A 19,708-nucleotide genomic window follows, 5' to 3' on the forward strand; every position below is an offset into this window, starting at 1 on the left:
TTATCCATTTTAATTTTTCGGGGATGTTATGGCACGAGTCACTGTTGAAGACTGTCTGGATCACGTTGATAACCGTTTCGAGTTGGTAATGCTGGCGACTAAGCGCGCGCGTCAGCTTGCCACCAAGGGCCACGAGCCGATGGTTCCTGAAGAAAATGACAAGCCGACAGTGCTTGCTTTGCGCGAAATTGCCGAGGGTAGAGTCGACCGCGCTCTGATCCGGCAGGAAGACGAAGAGTAAGCAGAATCCGCAGTTCGGCCCGATTGAAATCTGTGTGGTGGCTCTTATAGTGATTACTAGTAGTGATTAATAGGATAATGATGCGTAGGGGCTTGGTCGCGATTGATCGGTACCTGGGATCATCAGGCGCTAGCGAAGAGGTCGGGGCTAGTAGGTCATAAGATGCCGACGAACGACCGTCCGTAAGGGCAAAGGAAGACCCGGGTGTCATGCATTCGGGTTTTTTTGTCGGTGATTCACCGGAATTCGGGGCTCTAGTGGTCTGTTTACACAAGCGGCGCGAATTCCTTCCAGTCACTGGAGGCGCAGTGTCAGTAGAGGCCGCGGATATCAGTTCTGTCGATACGTTGGCGGAGCAACTGAGTACCTATCTCGATACGCCTCGCATCAATCAGGTGCGGCGGGCGTATTACTATGCCGAACAGGCGCACGAGGGGCAGATGCGGCGCTCGGGCGAGGCGTACATTACCCATCCGCTGGCGGTGGCCGGCATTCTCGCCGATATGAAGCTGGATCATCAGAGCCTGATGGCCGCCATGCTTCATGACGTCATTGAAGATACCGGTATTCCCAAAGAAGCGCTTTCCGAACAGTTCGGCGACCCCGTCGCGGACTTGGTTGACGGTGTCAGTAAACTGACCCAGATTGAGTTCCGCTCTCGCGCTGAAGCCCAGGCAGAAAATTTCCAGAAGATGACGCTGGCTATGGCCCGAGATATCCGGGTCATCCTGGTCAAGTTAGCGGACCGTCTGCACAATATGCGCACTCTGGGGCACATGTCCTACGAGAAGCGTCAGCGTATTGCCACCGAAACCCTGGATATCTACGCGCCGATCGCCAATCGCCTCGGCATGCATAGCTTGTGTACCGAGCTGGAAGACTTGGGCTTTTCGTTCCTCTATCCCATGCGATCGCGTTACATTTCCAAAGCAGTGGAGAAGCTGCGCGGGAGTCACCGGGAGATTATCGATGAAATTCGCGGCAAGCTGAATGAGAAGCTCAGCGAGCGAGGAATGCCCGGCAGAATCATCGGCCGCGAGAAACACCTGAACAGCATCTACAACAAGATGAAGTTCAAGCATAAATCCTTCCATGAAATCATGGATGTGTACGCCTTCCGCATCATCACCGACACCACCGACGACTGTTACCGTATTCTCGGCGCCGTGCATAGCCTCTACAAACCGTTGCCCGGGCGTTTCAAAGATTACATCGCCATGCCCAAAGCCAATGGCTATCAGTCGCTGCATACCACACTGTTCGGCATGCACGTGAATATCGAGATTCAGATCCGCACCGAGGAAATGGAGCACATTGCCAACAACGGCATCGCGGCCCATTGGCTGTATAAGAACGACAATTCATCGGTACTTGAGGTCAGTCAGCGCCGCGTGGACCGGTGGGTCCAGGGGCTAATGGAGATGCGGGAAAGGGCTGACGATTCCCTGGAATTCATCGAGCACGTCAAGGTTGATCTATTTCCGGACGAGATCTATGTGTTCACGCCCAAGGGCAAGATCCTCGAGTTGCCCGGTGGCGCTACGCCTATCGATTTCGCCTACGCCATTCATACCGATATCGGTAACGCGTGCGTGGCCTGCCGGGTCAATCGCAATCTCGGGTCGTTGAGTCAACCGCTGCAAAGTGGCCAGACCGTGGAAATTATCACCGCCCCCGGCGCGCGGCCCAATCCCGCCTGGCTCAGCTTTGTGGTGACGGGGAAGGCGCGCAGTAGCATTCGCCATTTCCTCAAGTATCAGAAAAAGGCCGAATCTCTGGAACTTGGCAAAACGCTGCTCAAAAAATCGCTGGCTGGCTTCGATTACAAGCTGTCCCAAATTGACGAAGAGCGGCGTCAAAGGGTTTGTGAGCACAACCAGGTGGAGGACTTTGACGACCTGCTCAGCGATATCGGCCTGGGTAATCGCATGGCCTATATCGTGGCGCGGCAGTTGGTGACGGATCCCGGCGGTGGTAGCGAGAGTCAAGAGCGGCCTGATAGCAAGGGTATTGTCAACCTCGAGGCGGGCAGCCACGGCGGGTCCATGACGATTCGTGGTACAGAAGGCCTGCTGGTGCGCTTTGCCAGTTGCTGCAAGCCAATTCCGGGCGACCCGGTGGTGGGCGTAATGGAGTCCGGCAGCGGCATGGTCATCCATAGCGATACCTGCCGTAAGTTGCCGGATCAGGATGCCGACCGCTCAGCCTTGACTCACCTGAAATGGGCCAAGGATATTACCGACGAGTTTTCAGTGGAGTTGCGCGTCGAGCTCGAACGCCAGCGCGGTGTGATTGCCGAAGTGGCCAGCGCTGTGTCGATGGCGGATGGTAATATCGAGCGTATCAACGTGGAAGAACAGAATGCCCGTCTGAGCGTGGTGAGTCTGGTTGTTCACGTCAACGGCCGACGGCATCTGGCTCGGGTGATGCGCCGGGTCCGTAATGTACGGGCGGTGACCCATATTGCCCGGGTGAGGCACTAAAGTTACCGGGCATCAACGCGCTATCTGGCTAAGAATTTGCCAGTCAGCGTATTAGACCCCGATTTGTTGACAGAGCGAGATGATCCCGGAGAGGATCACTGTCTTTCATTATTGATTAATAGCCCGCTGTGAGCGGGGATAAAAAGGGCAGACAACACGATGACAAACAAATCCGTAATCCAGACCGATAACGCGCCAGAAGCCATTGGTACCTATTCCCAGGCCGTAAAAGCGGGAGATACCGTGTACCTGTCTGGCCAGATTCCCCTGGACCCGGAAACCATGGACGTGGTCAGCGGCGATATCAGCGTCAGCATCCGCCGGGTATTCGATAACCTCGCCGCGGTCTGCGAAGCGTCCGGCGGTAAGCTGCAGGATATCGTCAAACTCAATATCTACCTGACGGACCTGGGCAACTTTGCCACCGTTAACGAGATCATGGCCACCTATTTCCAGGAGCCGTACCCGGCCCGTGCTGCCATTGGTGTAGCGGCCTTGCCCAAGGGCGTGCCCGTGGAAATGGACGCTGTCATGGTGCTGAGTTAGCGTGACGAGGACATAAAGGCCCTAAAGGGCCTCGATCAGTGCGCCATAGCCCTCCTTGTATCCGGGGTAGCGGAATTTGAAGCCGCTGTCTCGGAGGCGCTGGTTGGAACAGCGTTTACTCCCCGCACGCCGTTGACTGCGGGCGTCCTCGTCCGGCCTCTCGCAGTGTACCTGGTGGCGAATCCATTCGACGATGGCATCAATGCGCACCGGAGCCGAGTCGCTGCCCAGGTAGCAGTTTTCCAGTGGCTGGCCAGCTAAAGCGCGCCTTATAAGATGAGCCGCCGCTGCGGCGGCATCCTCTTCGTGAATCCGGTTGGTGTACGGGCCGGGCGACGGGGGGGCGATTTTCCCGTCCAGCACGGACTGCAGAAAGCGTCGCCGGGTGGAGCCGTAAATCCCGCTGTATCGAATGACGGTCGCCGGCCAAGGTCCACGCAGCGCCAGTTGCTCTCCCTCCAGCAACCGCCGGCCACTAAAACGGTGTGGTTCCGTGGGGCTCGACTCGTCGACCCAACTGTCGTCGTCCTGCTGATAGACGCCGGTGCTGGAGACGAACAACAGACGTTTGAGCGATTGGTTGGCTGTCTGGAGCGCTCCCATTAAGTGGCCCAAACCGGTCACGAAAGCCGCCTCGTAACCCGCGTCATCGTAGCTGTTGGGCGTCAGGCAGTAGATCACGGCGTCGAGATTTTCGGGTAGCGTGCCCGCCAAACTGGCTGGATCCTGCAAGTCGGCTTTGACGGGCCCGACATTCGCGGGTAGCGTCTTGATATTGCGTTTGAGGCCGAAAACCTGACTGTCATGGCTTAGGTCCGAGGCAATGCGGCTGCCGAGTGCGCCGCAACCAACGACAAGAATGCGTGGTTCATTGATTGCCATAGTCAATTTCAATCCCTATTCTGTAACCCATTATGTGAGCAGATCCTGTGATTGTCCGGAGAAATCCATGACCCTGACCGAATTGCGTTATATCGTCACCCTGGCCCGGGAAAAGCACTTTGGCCGTGCCGCCGAACGTTGCCACGTCAGCCAGCCTACCTTGAGCGTCGCCGTTAAGAAACTGGAGGACGAACTCGGCATCCCCCTGTTCGAACGTAGCAAAAGCAGTATCCGGGTGACGGAAACCGGCTCCCAGATCATCGAGCAGGCCCAGCGGGTATTGGATCAGGTCGGTGTTATCCGGGATATGGCCCAGAATGGCAAAAACCAGCTCAATTCGCCGTTGAAGGTCGGAGCGATCTATACCATCGGGCCCTACCTCTTTCCACACCTGCTGCCGGAATTACGCCGCGCGGCGCCGGAAATGCCCCTGTTTATCGAAGAAGGCTATACCCAGGACCTGCGAAAAAAACTGCGCCAGTCCGAATTGGACGCCATTATTATCGCGCTGCCCTTCGAGGAGCCGGAAGTCGTCACCCTGCCACTTTACGACGAGCCGTTCGTGGTCCTGCTGCCCGCTGGCCATCCATTGACGAAGGAAAAAGCCCTTACGGCCGAACAGTTGGCGCAAGAGCAGTTGTTGCTTTTGGGTCCGGGCCATTGTTTCCGGGATCAGGTACTGGAATCTTGTCCGCCGTTGGAAAACGCCATAGCCGCCCGCGCCACGACAAGCTCCGGACGCCCCGCGCTGGTCACCGAGGGCAGCTCGCTGGAAACCATACGTCATATGGTGGCCTCAGGTTTGGGCATTACGGTGCTACCGATGTCTGCGGCAACGGCGATGGAATACAAAGAGGACATTCTGACCGTTCGTCCGTTCGTGCCCCCAGTGCCGTTCCGCACTGTGGCGCTGGCCTGGCGGGTGACTTTTCCGCGGCCCAAGGCAATCGACATATTATCGCTGGCGGCCAGCCAATGCCGGGTGATCGAAAAGTCCGATCAGGCCCTGCCCCTCACCGCCGCTTCCGCCTGACGGTGTCTATGGCATAGCTGATGGCTGCACTGGAAGACATCAATGTGACGACTCTCAAGGGAGTCGGCAGCGCGCTAGCAGGGACGCTGGCCAAATTGGGCATCCATTCCCTGCAGGATTTGCTGTTTCACTTGCCCCACCGCTACGAGGACCGCACCCGCCTTATCCCCATCGGCAGCCTGCACGTGGGCGATGTTGGTGTGGTCGAAGGCGAGGTGGTCAAGTCCAACCTGGTCATGGGGCGCCGCCGCAGCCTGCAGGTGACCGTGAGAGACGCATCCGGCTTCCTCGTCCTGCGCTTTTTCCATTTCAACGCGGCGCAGAAGAATCAACTCACCGAGGGCGCCCGGGTTCGCTGTTTCGGCGAAGTTAGGCCGGGCCGAGCTGGCTTTGAGTTCTATCACCCGGAGTATCAGGTCAATCCGCCACCCATGCCCACGCCGGACAAGGCGACGCTGACACCGGTGTATCCGCTGACCGAGGGGATCCAGCAGCCCCGCGTGCGCAGCTTGTGTCAGCAGGCCTTGAGCTATCTTGATCGCTACCCTGTGAAAGAGTGGTTGCCGGAGGCGATCCTGGCCGACTTCCAGATGCCCGGTATTAACGAGGCCTTACGCCTGGTGCATGCGCCGCCCGCCGGCGCTCCGGTGCCGGCGTTGGTGGAAGGGCGGCATCCTGCCCAGCAGCGCTTGGTTATGGAGGAGTTGCTGGCGCATCAACTCAGTCTGTTGCGGGTGAGAGAGCAAATCCAGGCGCGGGAAGCCCTTGCCCTATTGCCTCAGGGCGATCTGCCCGAGCAATTTCGCGAGCAGCTGCCATTTCGGCTGACACCGGCGCAGGAGCGGGTGCTGGCCGATATCCGCCAGGATCTGAGCCAGCCTCTGCCGATGCTTCGGCTTGTGCAGGGCGATGTGGGTTCGGGCAAGACCGTGGTGGCCGCTCTGGCCGCCTTGCAGGCCCTCTCGGCAGGTGCTCAGGTTGCGTTGATGGCACCCACGGAAATTCTGGCAGAGCAGCACTATCTCAACTTCCAGGCCTGGCTTGACCCGCTGGGCCTGCCGCCGGCGTGGCTCTCGGGCAAGGTTAAGGGCAAGGCCCGCCAAGCGACCCTGGAGCGGATTGCCCGGGGCGAGGCGCGTATCGTGATCGGAACCCACGCGTTGTTTCAGGATGACGTGACGTTCGATCGCCTGGGCCTGGTGATCGTCGACGAGCAGCATCGCTTCGGGGTTCATCAGCGATTGGCTTTGCGGGAAAAAGGTGCGGCGGGTCGCCAAGCGCCCCATCAACTTATCATGACCGCGACGCCGATTCCGCGTACCCTGGCCATGAGCGCCTATGCCGACCTGGATACATCGGTTATCGACGAACTTCCGCCTGGACGCAAGCCTATCGAAACCATTGCCATCGCCGATGCCCGGCGCGACGAGGTGATCTGCCGGGTGGAGGAGGCTTGCCGCGCCGGTCGCCAGGCCTATTGGGTCTGTACGCTGATTGAAGAATCCGAGGCGCTGCAGTGCCAGGCTGCGGAGGTGACCGCTGAAGATCTCCGTGAACGCCTGCCGGGACTGAAGGTTGGGCTGGTACACGGTCGGCTGAAGGCCCAGGAAAAAGCGGTTGTCATGCAGCAATTCAAAGACGGCATACTGGATCTGCTGGTGGCCACAACCGTGATCGAGGTCGGGGTCGACGTGCCGAATGCCTCGCTGATCATTATCGAGAATCCCGAGCGTTTGGGACTGGCCCAATTACACCAGTTGCGAGGCCGCGTCGGGCGTGGGCATGAGGCGAGTTTCTGCGTGCTCATGTATCATCCGCCGCTGTCGCAGAACGGTAAAGCCCGGCTACAGGTGCTTCGGGATAGCCAGGACGGTTTTGTGATTGCCGAGAAAGACTTGGAAATTCGAGGCCCGGGCGAAGTCTTGGGAACGCGTCAGACCGGCATGATGCAGTTCCGTCTGGCGGATTTCGAGCGTGACAAAGGGTGGATACCGATCATCCGGGAAGCCGCCCCCAGCTTGATGGGGGACCGTTACCGGGTGGATGCGCTGATTCGCCGCTGGTTGGGTGAACGCATTCGTTATGGTGACGTATAGTTAAGGAGTTGCTCAAAGGCTCCTTCAGGTGAGTTGACGCATTGATGCGGGGATGGGGCCTAAGGCCGCCGCTAAGCTGAGCAGACAACGCCCGGGTGCCGCCGCCATAGTCGGGTTTCATACCATAGGCAGGTTTCATAAGGGACCGGCATACGTTCACCAGATTTTACAAAAACAGTCTAGGGGGTTCGCATGGAACTGCCGGTCGCAGTTCAAGATGCCCTTGATGCCGCCCGTCGCGGCCGGGGTATGCCTTTATTCGAGATCGTAGAGGTTGATGGCGACAGCCACGCTCTGCGCATGGTTCCGTTGGAGGACCACGAGGGGAAGTTGCAAGTAATCTGCCGCAAGGCGGATCTGCTTGACATTAATCGACTGAACAAAAAAATGGGACGTGATTTTCGCGTGATCAGCCGCCGGGAGCTCTGTCGTATCCGCGAGCGCCTGGGAGTCGAATTGCTGCCGGCCCTGCCGTCCCTGACGGGTTGGTCGACGATCGTGGACGAGGCGGTGGACCAGCAGACTGTCGTCACCTTGTCCTACAAGCCCGGCGGCCCGCAGATCGAGCTACCGAGCGAAGCCTTTCATGTCATGACCGCGGATGCGCGCCGCATGAGGCTAGCGACGCCGGCGGCCGAGATTCAAGTCAATCTGTCTGAACCGCAAAGAGACCGGCAGCAGCTCCACAGCGCTATCGAGCGTTTCACCAACCTGCGTATACGCCAGCGCCTCGAAGATACGCTGGAACTGCCGCCGTTGCCGGAGACCGCGCAGCGCATCATTCACTTGCGCGTCAACCCCAATGCCGTCATGGGCGACCTGGTGGATATTGTTGAGAGCGATCCGAGCCTGGCGGCCCAGGTCGTAAGCTGGGCGTCCTCGTCCTTTTACGCAGCCGCCGGCGACGTTCGGTCCGTGCACGACGCCGTGTCGCGGGTGCTGGGCTTCGAGTTAGTCATGAACCTGGCAATGGGGCTTTCGCTGGGCAAGACGCTCAAAGCGCCGGAAGATGAGCCGGATGGCTATATCGGCTATTGGCAGCAGGCTATCTGGCAGGCGCAGGCCGCCGGCGTGCTGTCAGCCATGATGCGCCGTGGAGACCGTCCCTCCTTTGGACTGTCGTATCTTAGCGGCTTGCTGCATAACTTCGGTTACCTGGTTTTGAACCAGGTCTTTCCTCCCCATTTCCGGGTGGTCTGCCGTAATCTGGAAGCCAATGCCAACCTGGATTCCTCGCTGATCGAACATCACCTATTGGGTATTACCCGCGAACAGGTGGGTGCGCAGTTGATGGAAAATTGGGGCATGCCGGATGAAGTGGTGGTGGCCCTTCGGCACCAGAAGAATCCCGACTACGATGGCTCCCACGCCGTCTATGCCCATTTGTTGAGGCTCGGACGTCAGCTTCTGGTAGAGCGGGGCGTCAATCTGGGCACGTCCGCGGCGTTGGAAGACGACATCTACCAGTACCTTGGCCTGGATCCGAACGCGGTGGCCAAACAATTCGACGGCATGATGGAAAACCGTGACAGCATCCTCGCCATGGCCGGCATGATGCAGTCGTGATCGCCCTCGAGCCGTAACGCTCACTCGCTGGCCACGGCTTCCCCGGTGGCCAGTATTTCCTCGCTTCCTGAAATTATTGCTTTCCTTTTTATCCTGGTGGTCTAGATTAATAGATAGGCGTGCCGAATAGGCCGCTGAGCAATGGATTGCGGTCCAGGACAGGGCGCTAGCGCGATGTCCGCGGGAGGTGTCTTTTTTAAAGGCTGACTTCCACAACCGGCAGTATTTTCCACCTCAGCCCATTCGAACCTATGCCTGAACCAGCGGCTGACATGCCCTGGGTGAAGATAGCGTTTCGAAATCCGGTTCTTTTGCGATGCGTCTGAATTCAGGACGCCGTCGTAAGTTCGTAAGTTCGTAAGTTCGTAAGTTCGTAAGGTCTAAGAGTTTTAGCAGTGCGTTGGTGAGCGTCGTAGTACGGCATGTTATGCCGGGTAGTCTTTCAGGTTGATCTGCATAAGCGGGTGATTGCCGGCCACGAGGCCGGCTTTTTTATGGTGATTTTCTATCATTTCGGCGAGGTTATCGGGCCTGCTCCGTAAAGGTGTGGTAACGGATCGCTGTTGCGGCTCGGCGTATGGCATCGGCGTGCTTTTGTTCCAACTCGAAGCGCTGGCGATCCATTTTGTCGATAAAGCGTGTCGCCGTGTCCTGCCGCGCCTGATGCGTGGGCATATGCTGGAGGGCATCGTGCATTTCCTGGAAGATCCGGAAGGGCGACTGATTCAATAAATCCGGCGCCAAATGGTCGAGCAGGCCCTTTATGCGCAAACAGGCTTCTGAGTATTCCACCTGATCCTGTTCGATGGACATCGCCAATACCCGGACACTTTCGATCATCTGTTCTCGCCTCTCGTTCTGAAAGGCCAGGTTGCGGGCCTGCTGACGGTTCTGCTGCTGCATCAAATGACTGCGTTGCCAGATAAATCGACCCAACAGAGCGATGACCAGAAGACCTGCGACAATCAGAACCCACTGAATCCACTGCGGCATGCGTAACGCCTCCGGTTCTTTAACTCGTGTATTTAGAACCGGAGGATTCTACCTTAATTGGCTTAGGCTCGCGTTCGTCCACCAACCATCGGTCAGCGACGAACACAGCCGCGGATAAACTACGCCTGCTGACGCATGGCGTGATTCTTCCAAACACTCACGGTCACGGTTTGCCCATTCAGCACCGATGTTCCGCTCACCGGATCGACTTGGTCATCTCGGATCACGTCGTTGATGCTGGCCCCGGCGTGGGCCTCGGCCACTTTTTGCACAGTGCCGTCGCGGGTGTGACCCCAGCCGTGGGGAATCGACACGACGCCGGGCATAATATCCGCGGTGATCTCCACCGGAACGACGATCTTGCCAGCCTCGGTTGTCACCTGGGCCTCGTCGCCGCCGGTCAGGCCGGCCCGGTGCGCATCATCCGGATGAATCATCAATGTGCAGCGACTTTTGCCCTTCACCAGCCGCTGGCTGTTGTGCATCCACGAGTTATTGCTGCGCACGTGGCGACGGCCAATGAGCAGCAAATCTTGCGGCGGCTTGCCCCGCAGGAATGCATGCAAACGGGTCAGGTCATCCAGGTATCGGCGCGGCGCCAGGTTGATCTTGCCATCCCGGGTGTAGAGGCGGTCCGGTAGGGACGGGCGTAGAGCCCCTAGATCGATCCCATGAGGATTCTCCCGCAGCTTGGCAAGGGAGAGGCCTTTGGGCAGATCCCGCCAGCGTCGATCGAGCGGGCTCAGTCGGGTTAGATGACGCAGGGGATGACGGTCGGGCAAGACCGCTTCGAACAGATCCACCGCAGGCTGTAGCGCCGGGCGTACAGCGCCTACCGGTTGGCCGTATGGGCCCGTGCGCAAAGCAAGATCGAGAAGTGTGTCCGGTCCAAGCTTTTTGAACGCGCGCCAGCCCCATTCCTGACGTAGCCCCAAGCGGCCGCCTTTGTTGAGCCGCTCTAGTCTGTGGGCCAGTTCGAGCAGGATCTGCCAATCGTGTTTGGCGTCCGCCGCCGGCTGGAATAGCGCGTCACTGAATTTGGCGACGTTGCGCACCGCCATCATGTTGAAGATCAGGTCGTAATGGCTGCGTTCCAGGGCGTGAGTGGGGGGTAGGATGACATCCGCATGCCGGGTGGTTTCGTTCAGGTAATAGTCTACCGATACCATGAAATCGAGTTGCTCGAGCGCTTTTTCCAAACGTGTGCCGTTGGGACTGGAAAGCACCGGGTTGCCGGCAATCGTGACGAACGCACGAATCTGACCGTCGCCCGGGGTGAGGATTTCGTCCGCCATGGCGTTGGCTGGGTATTCGCCGGCGAATTCTGGAAGCCCCTTGACGCGGCTGCGACGTTTTCCGAAATGGCCTTTCTGACCGGATAAGGCCCCGAGCGCGACCAGATCGATCGCGGGCTGGGTAAACATCAGGCCGCCGGTCGTGTCGAGCTTGCCGGTGAGTATGTTGAGCAGGTATATGAGCCAGGTGGATAGACCGCCGAACGACTGCGTACTGGTGCCCATACGGCCGTAGAGCACGGCCCTGGGGGTGGTGGCTAGTCGGCGGGCGAGCACGCGGATGGTCGTGGCCTCTATGCCCGTATGGTTGCTGACGGCATCCGGCGGATAGGCGGCGCAGGCCAGGCGCACCAGGTCCAGGTCACGGGTCCATTGCTGGGCGGCCCCCAGATCCACCAGATGCTCCTCGAACAGGGTGTAGACCATGCCCATCAATAGCAAAGCGTCGGAACCGGGGCGAATAAAGTGAAAATCGTCCGCCTGCTGAGCGGTTTCGGTGCGACGCGGGTCGATCACGACCAGTTTTCCGCCGCGGCTCTGAAGCGCTTTCAGGCGGCCGCGGAAGTCCGGTACGGACATCAGGCTACCGTTGGACGCCATGGGATTGGCGCCGATACAGATCATCAGATCGGTGTGGTCAATATCCGGAATGGGGAATAGAACCTGATGGCCGAACATTTCCAGATTGGCCAGCATGTGGGGCAACTGATCGTTGGATGTGGCGGAAAAGCGATTCTGGGTGCCCAGCGCTCTTAGTAGCGGCAGGCCGCCAAGCATCGCGCCGTGGTTATGGACGTTGGGATTGCCCTGGTAAGTACCCACAGCATTGAGTCCGTATTCCGAGCGGATGCGGTGGAGCCGTTCGGCGACGAAATCCAGCGCGGTGTTCCAGTCTGTTTCTTCCCAGCCATTACCGGTTCGCAGCAGGGGGCGGGTCAAACGGTCGGGATCGTTATGGAGGTCTTGCAGGGCCACGGCCTTGGGGCAGATGTGGCCGCGACTGAATGGATCGTCGGCGTCGCCTTTTACGGAGGCAATCTTGCCTTCCGTTACTTCGATCGCCACGCCACACATGGCTTCGCACAGGTGGCAGGTGCGATAGTGCACGCCGTTTTCCATGATGAACCCTCCCCAGTATTTGTTATTGGCCTAGGGAGCCTCTGAAAAAGTCCATTCTGCGGCGAATCACTGCGTTGCGCGGTACTCAAACACTCGCCTACCAGGGAGGTATGTCTCGCGTCTTGCGCTCCGTGCGCCTTGCGCTTCATCCACAGCCTGAACTTTTTTAGAGGCTCCCTAGCCTGCAATTTAGGTTTTATTAAGAAACCAGATTAGCAGGAAACAAGGCTGCGATAAAAAGTTTGGATGCCCTTAGCTTGATCGTGCCTTGTCAGGGAGGCGCTTGCGCCGTCACGGCAAGGGGCTCAAAGGTATTGTGTAGCCGAAGTTTCAGAAGGGGGAGATTGGAAGAAGAGGCATTTAGTTAAATGTGATTTGCGCTACTTTTTAGAGGTGACAGAGGCACCCGGTTTAGGGGAGGCAGAGGCACCCGGTTAGGGGTGCCTCAGCAGGATCAGGATGCCGCTTCCGCTTTCGTCAATTTGGGATAGTCGGTATACCCGGCTTCGCTTCCACCGTAGAAGGTACTGTCATCCCATTCGTTCAGCGGTGCACCGGTGCGGAAACGCTCTGGCAGATCCGGGTTGGCGATGAACGGACGGCCGAACGTCGCCAGATCGCACAAACCGTCGCTAATCCGCTGGCGTGCCTCGTCGGCGTTGTAATTGCCGTTCGCGATATAGCGACCGCTGAAGCCGTCGCGAATGGCACGGATGACATTTTCCGGGCGACCGCTGGCGAGATTGCCTTGGAATGAGTCTTCAACGACTTCAATGTAGGCGATACCACGTTTATCGAGTTCTTTGGCCAGTTCGCCGTAAGTCTCGGCTGGATCGGGTTCGTTCATACCATTGAAGCTGCCCGTCGGGCTGACGCGTATGCCGGTGCGACCCTTACCCCAGACATCGACAACGGCATCGACGATTTCCAGCGGCAGGCGCAGCCGGTTAGCCAATGAGCCGCCGTAGTTATCGGTACGCTGGTTGCTGTTACTTTTGATGAACTGATCGAGGAGGTAACCATTGGCGGCATGGATTTCTACACCGTCAAAGCCGGCAGCCTTAGCGTTCTCGGCCCCCTTTCGGAATTGCTCGACAATACCCGGGATTTCATCCGTGCCCAGGGCGCGGGGCTCAAGCACATCGACCATCCCCGACTCGGCGCTGATATACGTCTTCGCGCCTTGGGGCTTGATGGCGGATGGTGCGACCGGCGTGGCCCCGTCGGGTTGTAGTTCCGGACGGGAAATCCGGCCAACGTGCCAAAGTTGAAGGTGGATGCGGCCACCAGCCTTGTGCACCGCATCGGTCACTTTCTTCCAGCCTTCGATCTGGTCCAGGGAATGGATGCCGGGGGTGAAGGCGTAGCCTTTGCCTTGCGGCGAGACCTGGGTTGCTTCACTGATAATCAAGCCGGCTGAGGCGCGTTGCGCGTAGTACTCAGCATTCATTTCGAAGGGGACATCCCCGGGCTGCTGCGCCCGTGAGCGGGTTAGCGGGGCCATGAGGACGCGGTTGGGCAGTTCAAGATCGCCCAGTTGGAAGGATGACAAGAGTACGTCGTCGTTGCTCATTGGCAGGTTCTCCTCGTATTGCCTGTATTGGTTAATTAGACCGGTCTACTATTTCTAGGTCAAAAAAATAGCGTGAAATGAAAAGTAAATACTGGAGCCAAAACGTTGGTCCGTGGGACGCGCGTTGACAGCGAATGAGAAAACATGCCCATAATAGACCGGTCGTCTATAGAAGTCAAAGAAAGGCAAAGAGAGTCAAAGAGGTCAATTGTCAAAGACGTCGAAGTCAAAAACTTCAGAGCAGGCGAAAACCAAAGCAGATTCGCGAAATGGAATCCACCGGTTCGGCTCGAGCCAACAGAAACAGAGGATTATCTATGATCGATCTCTATTACTGGACCACACCGAATGGACACAAGATCACCCTTTTCCTGGAGGAAGCAGGGCTAGAGTATCGGATCAAGCCCATTAACATTAGCAATGGCGATCAGTTTGCCGAGGACTATCTGAAAATTTCGCCCAACAACAAGATTCCGGCCATGGTGGATCACGATCCTGAAGGCGGCGGGGAGCCGCTGGCTTTGTTCGAATCGGGCGCCATGCTGGAATACCTGGCGGACAAAACCGGCCAGTTCTTGTCGAAGGACCTGCGCACCCGCTGGGACACGCTGCAGTGGCTCTATTGGCAGATGGGCGGCTTTGGTCCGATGCTGGGCCAGAACCACCACTTCAGTCAGTACGCACCGGAGAAGATCGAATACGCCATCAATCGCTACCAGAAGGAAGCGGAGCGCCTGTACGGAGTGCTTGACGACCTGCTGGCGGACCGGGAATTCATGGCCGGCGAGTATTCCATTGCGGACATGGCGACGTACCCTTGGGCCAAGCTCTGGGAGCGCCAGGGCCAGGATATCGACGCGCTACCCAACGTTAAGCGTTGGCTTGAGGCCATCGAGGCGCGCCCTGCGGTGCAGAGAGCCTATGCGAAGGCGGATGAAATCAACACCAATGCCACGGTGAGCGAAGACAGCAAGGCAATCCTCTTTGGCCAGGGCCGTCGCAAGTCGGGCTGATTAGCCGAGTCCCTGTGCCGTCCTTTATGCGGCACAGGGACCCGAGGCGTTTATGTTATTGCCGCTCCCACACTTCGATGGCTGCCGCCAAGTCTTCCAATGAGGCGCCCACCGACTTGAATACGGTGATCGCGGCGTTCGAGGAGCGGCCTTTCTTCACGCCCCGTAGCAGTTCCGCCAGATCGGCCTTGATATGGTCGAACGAGAATGTCCCTTCATCGGCTGCATGATGTAGGTCGCCGGCTTCACCTTCAGCGCCGGCGTACGTATCGACAAAGATTTCGCCTCGCTCGATGCACGTCGCATCCGTCTCACGCATGGTGCGGCGAAAAGCGCCGACCAAATCGAGATGGGCGCCCTCGGAAAGCCAGTGCCCCAGAACGATGGCTTCCTGGGAGAGCGTGGCACAACTAATGATATCCGCGTCGGGAACGCCGGCGGCCAGGTCTGTCACGCCCGTGGACGATTCGAAAGCTGCCAGGCCGCCTTCATAGCCCTCGTACTGCTTCGCGAGTTCGTGTGCCTTGTCCGCATTGCGTCCCCAGACCTGTAGGTGCCGTATAGGCCTTACAGCGGCATGGGCCTCAATCAGCATGGGGGCCAGCCTGCCGGTGCCAATGACCAGCAGGCGGCCGGCGTCTTCCCGGGCCAACTGCTGGCTTGCCAGCGCCGAGGCCGCCGCCGTGCGTCGCCGGGTCAGTTCGCTGCCGTCGATGCAGGCCAGGGGCTGGCCATTGCTTCCATCGCACAGCATGTAGAGCCCCGAAATGGCGGGCAGGCCTTTGTCGGCATTCTGGGGAAAGACGTTGACCATCTTCATGCCGATGTAGCCGTCTTTCTCCCAGGCCGGCATCAGCAACATGGTGGCTTCGCCATCGGGCCGGTGGATCGCATGGTGATGCCGTGGCGGCGCCTCCACACCATCGCGGAAGGCCTGGCCGATTCGATCGATCAGGGGGTGCCAGGGCAGGTTGTCGGCCACGGCTTCGGCAGATAGGAATTGCATAGGGTTACTCCGGCAGCGCAGCGGTGACCATGATTTCCACTTTCCATTCGGCTTTCGCCAGTTTGGCCTCGATACAGGCCCGCGCCGGTGTCTGACCCGAGACCACCCAGGCATCCCAGGCAGAGTTCATGGCGTCGAAATCTGCCATGTCCGCGACCCAGATCGTCGCCGAAAGCAGATGGCCTTTGTCGGTGCCGGCGTCGGCCAGCAATCTGTCCAGCCCGGCCAGAATCTGCCGGGTCTGATCCGAGGCATCGGCGCTGGCGTCCGTGGCCACTTGGCCGGCGGTGTATACCGTGTTGCCGTGAATGGTGACCTGGCTCATACGGGGGCCAGTGACGAGGTACTTGATGGGCATGGTGAGTCCTTGTGTGATCGGTGGGTTCAGTGGTCTGTTTTCGGTTTAATCTAGCAGTTGGGGAATCCAGGTCGAAAGCAGCGGGAACTGCGCCAGCAGGAAGATAATCACCAGGAAAGCGAGGTAGAAGGGCCAGCTTGCCAGGATAGCCCGCTCGTAAGGCACCTCGGCGATGCGGGCGGCAGTCATCAATGTCATGCCGACCGGTGGTGTCCCCGGTGCGCTGGATCGGGGGGAGCCTGCCTATAACGACTATATGAAGCGCAGAGCGTCACCGCTTGCCCGAAAGTCAGGCCGGTTTGCCCGAGACTCAGCTTTGTGGGAACGAGAGGGTTGAATCGGGGCTCAGGCCCGCAGTTGCGAAGGGGCGACGCCAAAGTGTCGGCGGCAGGCGCGCGAGAAGCTGCCCTGGTCACGAAAGCCCACTTGGCTCGCGATCAGGCACACGGGTAGGGCGCTGGATTCAAGTAGTGCCCGGGCTCTGGCCATCCTTCGCTGGCTGACGTAGGCCATCGGCGTCATGCCGGTGAAATCCCGGAAGGCCTGGTGAAAGTAGCCGGGACTCAGGAAGCAGAGCCGAGCCAGATCATTGACGTGAATCTCGGCATCGAGGTGCGCGTCGACGTACTGTTCAACCCGGTCCAGGCTCTCTTCAGTGAACCGGCGGCGCCGAACAGCGCTGTGCGGCGTCGGACTGGGTGCATCATCGAACCGGCCCAGATAGATTGAACGGATGATCAGCAGAGCGATTTCATCATGCAGGCCCGGCTGTTCCCTGGCCTGGCTGGCCAAGGCGGTGCCGAGTTGGCGCAGAGGCGAAGGTACGGTGTAGAACGACGGCTTCTCGAACAGCCGCTCCACGTCATCGCTATGCGCCAACATGGGCAGGCATTGGGTGGGCACATCGATCACCAGCGTCCTGTTATTGCCATCGCCCAGGTAATCATGGTGGTGGCCGCTGGGAATCAGGCAGCCAGTCTCCTGCGTGATCCGGTCGCCGCGCCCTTCGATACTGAGCTCTGTCTGTCCGGAGGTGGCAAAAATGAGCTGATGGTAGTCATGGGCGTGGGAAACCCAGTGTGTATCCAGAGTACGGGCTTGCAGGCTGACAATAGACATGGCTTTTAGATATCCCTCTGAAGTCCTGATCCCTATTGGCAGCGGGTTGAACGAATCGTCCTGCTTTTATTGTCTAACGTTATCGAACTGCCAGGACAGAGTACCCCAAAGCAGGGTTGAACAAAAACCAACCATGTTTCCGTCAAATAGTCACGTGAAGTTAAAGAAGGGGGGGTATCGAGCATGCACCGGGCCTTGCTGGGTTTTTAGCACGCTTTAAATAAAGCAGAGCTTTGTGTGCCAAAAACGGCTCGCGTCTGTGATGCGAGACCGGATTATTCCAGCGACTATCAGGTTAATCTCGAGAGACCGGTCGATCTCGGGGGAACATAGCATCAAAAAGAATGGTGGGCCTTGCTGGACTTGAACCAGCGACCAATCGATTATGAGTCGACTGCTCTAACCAACTGAGCTAAAGGCCCGCGGGAAATGAAGCGGGCGCCATTATACCCATCGGGGTAGGCGCCCGCTACCGGCTTTATCAGGAGTTATGGTCGTCGATAAAGCCACGGAGATGGTCGGAGCGAGAAGGATGACGCAGCTTGCGCAGGGCCTTGGCTTCGATCTGACGGATACGCTCGCGGGTGACGTCGAACTGCTTGCCGACTTCTTCCAACGTGTGGTCCGTGTTCATCTCGATGCCGAACCGCATGCGCAGTACTTTGGACTCCCGCGCAGTCAGGCCAGCCAGTACGGAGCGCGTGGCTTCGCGAAGACCCTCGGCGGTGGCGGAATCTACCGGCGACAGCGCCTGAATATCCTCGATGAAGTCGCCCAGATGGGAATCTTCATCGTCGCCAATGGGCGTCTCCATGGAGATCGGTTCCTTGGCGATCTTCAGCACTTTGCGGATCTTATCTTCCGGCATTTCCATGCGCTCGCCAAGTTCTTCCGGGGTAGGCTCGCGGCCCATTTCCTGCAGCATCTGACGGGAAATCCGGTTGAGCTTGTTGATCGTCTCGATCATGTGAACTGGGATACGGATCGTCCGCGCCTGGTCCGCAATGGAGCGGGTAATTGCCTGACGAATCCACCAAGTGGCGTAGGTCGAGAACTTGTAGCCGCGACGGTATTCGAACTTGTCCACCGCCTTCATCAGGCCGATGTTGCCTTCCTGAATCAAGTCCAGGAACTGCAGGCCACGATTGGTGTACTTCTTGGCGATAGAGATAACCAGACGCAGGTTGGCTTCGACCATCTCTTTCTTGGCGCGCCGGGCTTTGGCTTCGCCGATAGAGACGCGACGATTGATTTCCTTGACCTCGGCAACAGTCAGGTCGACATCGTTCTGGATGTTGGCGATGCGCTTTTGCATCCGCAAAACTTCGTCCAGGCGTTCGCCGATCCTTTCGCCGTAGGGCTTCTTGTTGTTGGCCAGCTTGGGGGCCCAGTCGAGGTTAGTCTCGTTGCCGGGGAAGGACTTGATGAAGTCCTTGCGCGGCATGCCGGATTCGCGCACGCAAATGCTCATGACCGCGCGCTCGTTCTCCCGTACCGCTTCATTGGTAGAGCGAATAACGTTGACCAGCTCGTCGAAGGCCTTATTGGCCAGCTTGAACGGAGCGAATACCTGACCAAGTTCGTTCAACGCATCCTGAGTGCGCTGATCGCTGCGGCCATGCTTCTGCAAGGCTTTGTCAGCAACCTCGAGCTTTTCCTTCAGCAGCTCGAAACGCAGCCGGGTCTCTTCCGGATCGGGACCGTTATCGGTTTCTTCATCGGAGTCATCGTCGTCATCCGAGTCGCTGTCGTTATTGGAGTCGCTGCTGCTGGCGTTCGACGAGGTGTCCTCGGGCATAAAGGGTTCGGCGTCGTCCGGATCGAGAAAGCCGGTCACGATATCGCTCAAACGACCTTCGTTTTCGACGATGCGGTCGTAGGCCTGGATAACGGTGCCTGCTGTCCCGGGGAAGTGGGCGATCGCGGCCATCACATCGCGAATGCCTTCCTCGATGCGCTTGGCGATGACGATCTCACCTTCGCGGGTCAGGAGCTCGACAGTACCCATCTCGCGCATGTACATGCGCACCGGATCCGTGGTGCGACCGGCGTCGCTTTCCACGGCAGCCAACGCGGCGGCTGCTTCGGCGGCGGCCGCTTCGTCGGCGGTGGCGTCGCCATCGGTCATGAGCAAGGTGTCGGCATCGGGCGCTACTTCGGCGACCTGGATGCCCATGTCGTTAATCATCCGGATGATGTCTTCCACCTGATCCGGATCCGCTATATCCTCAGGCAAGTGGTCGTTGACTTCGGCGTAAGTCAGGTACCCTTGTTCTTTGCCTCGGGCGATGAGGTCTTTCAAACGTGACTTCTGCGAATTGCCTGACATAGACACCCTATGGACTCGCTGTTTAAAAAGATGAAAAGCTAAACAGCTATTATAGC

Annotated in this window: 16 protein-coding genes and 1 tRNA gene; 7 read left to right on the forward strand and 10 right to left on the reverse strand. The window is 58.4% G+C overall.

All coding sequences use genetic code 11. The features are described from left to right. Window positions 1-28 precede the first annotated feature (28 nt). From rpoZ to FXO11_RS03115, 3 genes are all read left to right on the forward strand, one after another. Entirely contained in the window at window positions 29-241 is a 213-nt protein-coding gene (rpoZ, locus tag FXO11_RS03105; RefSeq protein WP_148861533.1) for a DNA-directed RNA polymerase subunit omega, read from the forward strand. A gap of 329 nt (window positions 242-570) precedes the next feature. After that, window positions 571-2,724 carry a RelA/SpoT family protein gene (locus tag FXO11_RS03110; RefSeq protein WP_148864772.1) on the forward strand — a complete coding sequence of 718 codons (2,154 nt, stop codon included), beginning with the start codon at window positions 571-573 and terminating at the stop codon, window positions 2,722-2,724. Between the two features lie 159 nt (window positions 2,725-2,883). Further along, window positions 2,884-3,270, forward strand: a complete 387-nt coding sequence (locus tag FXO11_RS03115) for a RidA family protein (protein ID WP_148861534.1) — start codon at window positions 2,884-2,886, stop codon at window positions 3,268-3,270. A 21-nt stretch (window positions 3,271-3,291) separates the two neighbouring features. On the opposite strand, the gene FXO11_RS03120 is transcribed toward FXO11_RS03115, so the two are convergent. After that, a complete protein-coding gene (locus tag FXO11_RS03120) occupies window positions 3,292-4,152 on the reverse strand; it encodes a sugar nucleotide-binding protein (protein ID WP_148861535.1) in 861 nt (286 codons plus the stop codon). A 67-nt stretch (window positions 4,153-4,219) separates the two neighbouring features. Between FXO11_RS03120 and FXO11_RS03125 the strand changes: the two genes are divergently transcribed. The 3 genes from FXO11_RS03125 to FXO11_RS03135 all read left to right on the forward strand — a co-directional run bounded on the left by FXO11_RS03125 (window position 4,220) and on the right by FXO11_RS03135 (window position 8,847). Beyond that, window positions 4,220-5,185 carry a hydrogen peroxide-inducible genes activator gene (locus tag FXO11_RS03125; RefSeq protein WP_148861536.1) on the forward strand — a complete coding sequence of 322 codons (966 nt, stop codon included), beginning with the start codon at window positions 4,220-4,222 and terminating at the stop codon, window positions 5,183-5,185. Window positions 5,186-5,205: 20 nt separating this feature from the next. Then, on the forward strand, window positions 5,206-7,281 hold the full coding sequence (gene recG, locus FXO11_RS03130; RefSeq protein WP_148861537.1) for an ATP-dependent DNA helicase RecG: 2,076 nt from the start codon (window positions 5,206-5,208) through the stop codon (window positions 7,279-7,281). A 192-nt stretch (window positions 7,282-7,473) separates the two neighbouring features. After that, window positions 7,474-8,847 carry an HDOD domain-containing protein gene (locus FXO11_RS03135; protein WP_148861538.1) on the forward strand — a complete coding sequence of 458 codons (1,374 nt, stop codon included), beginning with the start codon at window positions 7,474-7,476 and terminating at the stop codon, window positions 8,845-8,847. A gap of 522 nt (window positions 8,848-9,369) precedes the next feature. Here FXO11_RS03135 and FXO11_RS03140 read toward each other — a convergent pair. From FXO11_RS03140 to FXO11_RS03150, 3 genes are all read right to left on the reverse strand, one after another. Further along, entirely contained in the window at window positions 9,370-9,840 is a 471-nt protein-coding gene (locus FXO11_RS03140) for a DUF2489 domain-containing protein (protein WP_148861539.1), read from the reverse strand. A 119-nt stretch (window positions 9,841-9,959) separates the two neighbouring features. Then, the gene (locus FXO11_RS03145; protein ID WP_148861540.1) at window positions 9,960-12,254 is read right to left on the reverse strand and encodes a molybdopterin-dependent oxidoreductase; all 2,295 of its coding nucleotides are present in this window, start codon (window positions 12,252-12,254) and stop codon (window positions 9,960-9,962) included. 454 nt (window positions 12,255-12,708) lie between these two features. Further along, entirely contained in the window at window positions 12,709-13,827 is a 1,119-nt protein-coding gene (locus tag FXO11_RS03150) for an alkene reductase (protein WP_148861541.1), read from the reverse strand. A gap of 317 nt (window positions 13,828-14,144) precedes the next feature. On the opposite strand from FXO11_RS03150, the gene FXO11_RS03155 reads away from it, so the two are divergent. After that, window positions 14,145-14,840: a glutathione S-transferase N-terminal domain-containing protein gene (locus FXO11_RS03155; protein ID WP_148861542.1), complete on the forward strand. Its 696-nt coding sequence runs from the start codon at window positions 14,145-14,147 to the stop codon at window positions 14,838-14,840. 55 nt (window positions 14,841-14,895) lie between these two features. On the opposite strand, the gene FXO11_RS03160 is transcribed toward FXO11_RS03155, so the two are convergent. The 6 genes from FXO11_RS03160 to rpoD form a co-directional block, all read right to left on the reverse strand. Then, window positions 14,896-15,846 (reverse strand): ornithine cyclodeaminase family protein, encoded by a 951-nt coding sequence (locus tag FXO11_RS03160; protein WP_148861543.1) that lies wholly within the window; start codon window positions 15,844-15,846, stop codon window positions 14,896-14,898. A gap of 4 nt (window positions 15,847-15,850) precedes the next feature. Beyond that, on the reverse strand, window positions 15,851-16,204 hold the full coding sequence (locus FXO11_RS03165; RefSeq protein WP_148861544.1) for a RidA family protein: 354 nt from the start codon (window positions 16,202-16,204) through the stop codon (window positions 15,851-15,853). A gap of 45 nt (window positions 16,205-16,249) precedes the next feature. Then, window positions 16,250-16,402, reverse strand: coding sequence for a hypothetical protein (locus FXO11_RS03170; RefSeq protein WP_202980280.1), 153 nt, complete (start codon window positions 16,400-16,402; stop codon window positions 16,250-16,252). A gap of 147 nt (window positions 16,403-16,549) precedes the next feature. Then, window positions 16,550-17,323: a helix-turn-helix transcriptional regulator gene (locus FXO11_RS03175; RefSeq protein ID WP_148861545.1), complete on the reverse strand. Its 774-nt coding sequence runs from the start codon at window positions 17,321-17,323 to the stop codon at window positions 16,550-16,552. A gap of 345 nt (window positions 17,324-17,668) precedes the next feature. Then, window positions 17,669-17,745 (reverse strand) — tRNA-Ile (locus tag FXO11_RS03180). A 59-nt stretch (window positions 17,746-17,804) separates the two neighbouring features. Continuing rightward, window positions 17,805-19,652, reverse strand: coding sequence for an RNA polymerase sigma factor RpoD (gene rpoD, locus FXO11_RS03185; RefSeq protein ID WP_148861546.1), 1,848 nt, complete (start codon window positions 19,650-19,652; stop codon window positions 17,805-17,807). Between the last annotated feature and the right edge of the window lie 56 nt (window positions 19,653-19,708).

The sequence above is a fragment of the Marinobacter fonticola genome, assembly GCF_008122265.1.
GTDB classification, from domain to species: domain Bacteria; phylum Pseudomonadota; class Gammaproteobacteria; order Pseudomonadales; family Oleiphilaceae; genus Marinobacter_A; species Marinobacter_A fonticola.